Source organism: Micromonospora sp. NPDC006766, assembly GCF_040636055.1.
GTDB lineage: Bacteria > Actinomycetota > Actinomycetes > Mycobacteriales > Micromonosporaceae > Micromonospora.
In genome coordinates this window covers 1-3,515 of the sequence record NZ_JBEYIX010000120.1, presented here as the reverse complement: position 1 = coordinate 3,515, position 3,515 = coordinate 1, and the positions used below count along the sequence as shown (strand labels likewise).

Below are 3,515 nucleotides of genomic sequence, written 5' to 3'. Positions count from 1 at the left end.
GACGATGGTCCGCGAGTCGGGCATGGAAGTCTGCTGCGGCGGCACCCCCTCCTTGCACTTCAGGCGGTCTCACCCGTGATCAGGTAGACCACGTGCTCGCCGACGTTGACGGCGTGGTCGGCGAAACGCTCGTAGAAGCGGCCGAGCAGGGTCGCGTCGATCGCCGTCTCCACCCCGTACGGCCAGTCGTCGCCGAGCAGCACGGTGAAGAGGCTCTTGTGCAGGTCGTCCATGGCATCGTCGTCGCCGTCGAGCTCGCCGGCGATGGTCGCGTCGGGGCTGGCCAGCACCTTGCCGATCTTTCCGGCCAGCCGGTCGGCGATGGCTGCCATGTCGGTGAAGACCGGCCGCAGCTCGGCCGGCACCGCCGGCGAGGGGTGCCGGCGCAGCGCGGTCTTGGCGACGTGCTCGGCCAGGTCGCCCATTCGCTCCAGGTCGGCGGCCACGTGTAGGGCGGTGATCATGGCGCGCAGGTCGGAGGCGACGGGTGCCTGCCGGGCCAGCAGGTCACAGACCCGCTCCTCCACGTCCCGGTAGAGTCCGTCGATCTCGACGTCTCCCGCGGCCACCGTCTCGGCTGCCGTGCGGTCGGCGGTGAGCAGGGCCGTGGTGGCCTGGCGCATGGCGGCGCGTACCGCCTCCGCCATGTCCACCAGCAGTTGGCTGACAAGCTGCAGGTCGGCCCGGAACTCGTAGCGCATCGTCACTTCCTGAGGTCGGTGGCCGCCGGCGGCCGGTGCGGGCCACCTACGGCGTGAGCAGGGGCGCGACCCACCGTAGGCGGGGGTGGCCGGATCTACGGTGAACGTGGGTGAACGACGCGGGTCCCACGAGTGAACTTCTTCGAAAGCGAGAGTGTTTCGTCCCATTTCGGTCGAACGTAGGCTGAACAATGACCCTACGATCGCCGGGTGGAATGGGCGGTAGCGGTCGAGGTGGCCGTGGCTCTGGTGGCCGGACTGGTCGCCGGGATGCTGCTGTCCCGACCCGTCAGGAACTGGCGCCGGTCGGCGTCGTCGGGGAGCGAAAGCTCCCGTCAGAGCGCAGGGAGGCCCGGGATTCCCGATGAGCGACAGGGCGGGCTCTCCGGGCTCGGCCGTAAGACGATCGACTCGCTCCGCGCCGGTGTGGTGGTGCTCGACCCGGAGGACGTGCCGGTGTTGGTCAACCCGGCCGCGCGGGCGATGGGCCTGCTCCGTGCCGGGGCGACGCCCGGATCCATCGCGGCGCACCCGCTGATCCGTACCCTCGCCGGGCAGGTCCGGCGCACCGGCGTGCGCCGCGAGATCGAGCTGGACCTGCCGCGCGGCCGCGACAGCGCGGGGGAGAACCCGCTCGGCGTGCACCTGCGCGCGATGGGCCTGGGCGCCGGTTACATCTCGGTCGAGGCGGCCGACGTGACCGAATCGCACCGGCTGGCCCGGGTCCGGCGAGACTTCGTGGCCAACGTGAGTCACGAGCTCAAGACCCCGATCGGCGCGCTCCAACTCCTCGCCGAGGCACTGGTGAACGCCACCGAGCCGGCCGGCGAGGGCGCGCCCGACCTGTCCGAGGACGTGATCGCCGCCCGACGGTTCGCCGAGCGGATCCAACACGAGTCGACCCGGTTGGGCCGGCTGGTGCAGGAGCTGCTGGAGCTGACCCGGCTCCAGGGCGCCGAGCCGCAGCCCGCCCCGGAGCCGGTCGCCGTGGACTGGGTGATCGCCGAGGTGGTCGACCGGACCCGGACCGCGGCCACCGCCCGCCAGGTGGAGATCATCGTGGACGGCCAGCGCGGCCTCACCGCGTACGGCAGCGGCAGTCAGCTCGCCACCGCTGTCGCGAACCTGGTGGAGAACGCGATCAACTACTCGGGCGAGGGCACCACGGTCCGGGTGACCGCGCGGGCCACCGACGAGCACGTCGAGGTCGCCGTGGCCGACCAGGGCATCGGCATCGCTCCGAACGAGGTCGACCGGATCTTCGAACGCTTCTACCGGGCCGACCAGGCCCGCTCCCGGGCCACCGGAGGCACCGGCCTCGGCCTGGCCATCGTCAAACACATCGCCAGCAACCATGGCGGCCGGGTGGATGTGTCGAGCACTCTTGGTGGAGGGTCGACGTTCACCCTCCGGCTGCCCGCCCGTCCACCGGACGACCCGGAGGCGACGCTTGCCTCTGCTGGGATCGAGGCCGGCCCGGCCGAGCCCCGGTAGGTCCGACCGACAGGAAAGGAAACACCCCGTTGAGCCGCGTACTGGTGGTCGAGGACGAGGAATCGTTCTCCGACGCCCTGTCCTACATGCTCCGCAAGGAGGGCTTCGAGGTGTCCGTCGCCGCGACGGGCACGGCCGCCCTCACCGAGTTCGACCGGACCGGTGCCGACATCGTGCTGCTCGACCTGATGTTGCCGGAAATGTCGGGTACGGAGGTCTGCCGTCAGCTCCGCCAGCGGTCACACGTCCCGATCATCATGGTCACCGCTCGGGACAGTGAGATCGACAAGGTGGTCGGCTTGGAGATCGGGGCCGACGACTACGTGACCAAGCCGTACTCGCCGCGTGAGCTGGTTGCCCGGATCCGGGCGGTGCTGCGCCGGCAGAGCGCGGAGGCGGCCGAGTCGGGTGCCCCGACGCTCGCCGCCGGCCCGGTCCGGATGGACATCGAGCGGCACGTGGTGACCGTGTCCGGCGCCCCCGTGCAACTGCCGCTCAAGGAGTTCGAGCTGCTGGAGATGCTGCTGCGCAACGCGGGCCGGGTGCTCACCCGGGGGCAGCTCATCGACCGGGTCTGGGGCGCCGACTACGTGGGCGACACCAAGACGCTGGACGTGCACGTCAAGCGACTGCGCTCCAAGATCGAGCCGGAACCGTCCGCGCCCCGCCACCTCGTCACCGTCCGCGGCCTGGGCTACAAGTTCGAGCCCTGATCCGCGCCGTGCCCGCCCTGGGGCGGGTTCGGGCCACACCGCGTCGTGCGTCCTCGCCGTCCGCACGCGCCGTCTGCGTGTCCCGCGTCTCGGCGGTACGCCCTGCCGACGTGGGGTGAATGTCCGGTTGCGGCGTCTGGGTCGCGTTGGTGGGTGGAATGCCATGGAGGTCATGGGAGCCGTTTGACCTCCATGGCGTTCCACTGACGGGCCTGACGTTTTGGCGGCGTGGGCGGCATGTCCGGTTTGTGGGTGTGGTGGGCGGCGTCGCGGGGCCGGAATGCCGGGCGGCGGCCGGTCGTTGAACACGGGTGCACGGCCGAGGAAGACGCCCCCTGTCGGTGAGGCGGGTGTGCGAAGCCCGGAATGTTGGTGGGTAGCCGGTCGTTGTACATGGTCCCGGCGCCGCGAAGAGGCCCCGCCCCGCGAGCCGGCCGGGCAGAGACTTTTTCCCTTTGTTTGAGCGCCTGACGTGGTGCTTGCGCGTGACCTGACCCCCGGGTCGCGTGCCGACCCCCGAATGGAGCTTCTGGTTATGAACTCGATGCTGCGTAAGAGCATTCTTGGTGTTGCTGGTCTGGCTTTCACCGGTGGTGTGTTCGCCGGT

The 3,515-nt window shown here is 70.5% G+C and carries 3 protein-coding genes; 2 read left to right on the top strand and 1 reads right to left on the bottom strand.

Going from position 1 to position 3,515, the window contains the following annotated elements; genetic code table 11:
• Positions 1 to 59: 59 nt before the first annotated feature.
• Positions 60 to 701, bottom strand: coding sequence for a phosphate signaling complex protein PhoU (gene phoU, locus ABZ671_RS32540; protein WP_357865351.1), 642 nt, complete (start codon positions 699 to 701; stop codon positions 60 to 62).
• Positions 702 to 911: 210 nt separating this feature from the next.
• Here phoU and ABZ671_RS32535 point away from each other — a divergent pair, with 210 nt between their 5' ends.
• Together ABZ671_RS32535 and ABZ671_RS32530 are read left to right on the top strand one after the other, a co-directional pair.
• The gene (locus ABZ671_RS32535; RefSeq protein ID WP_357865349.1) at positions 912 to 2,195 is read left to right on the top strand and encodes an ATP-binding protein; all 1,284 of its coding nucleotides are present in this window, start codon (positions 912 to 914) and stop codon (positions 2,193 to 2,195) included.
• Positions 2,196 to 2,224: 29 nt separating this feature from the next.
• A complete protein-coding gene (locus ABZ671_RS32530) occupies positions 2,225 to 2,908 on the top strand; it encodes a response regulator transcription factor (RefSeq protein WP_357865346.1) in 684 nt (227 codons plus the stop codon).
• Positions 2,909 to 3,515: the final 607 nt, after the last annotated feature.

Coding starts and splice junctions, on each gene's coding strand:
- phoU (WP_357865351.1), bottom strand. CDS start 701: ATGCGCTACGAGTTCCGGGCCGACCTGCAGCTTGTCAGCCAACTGCTG.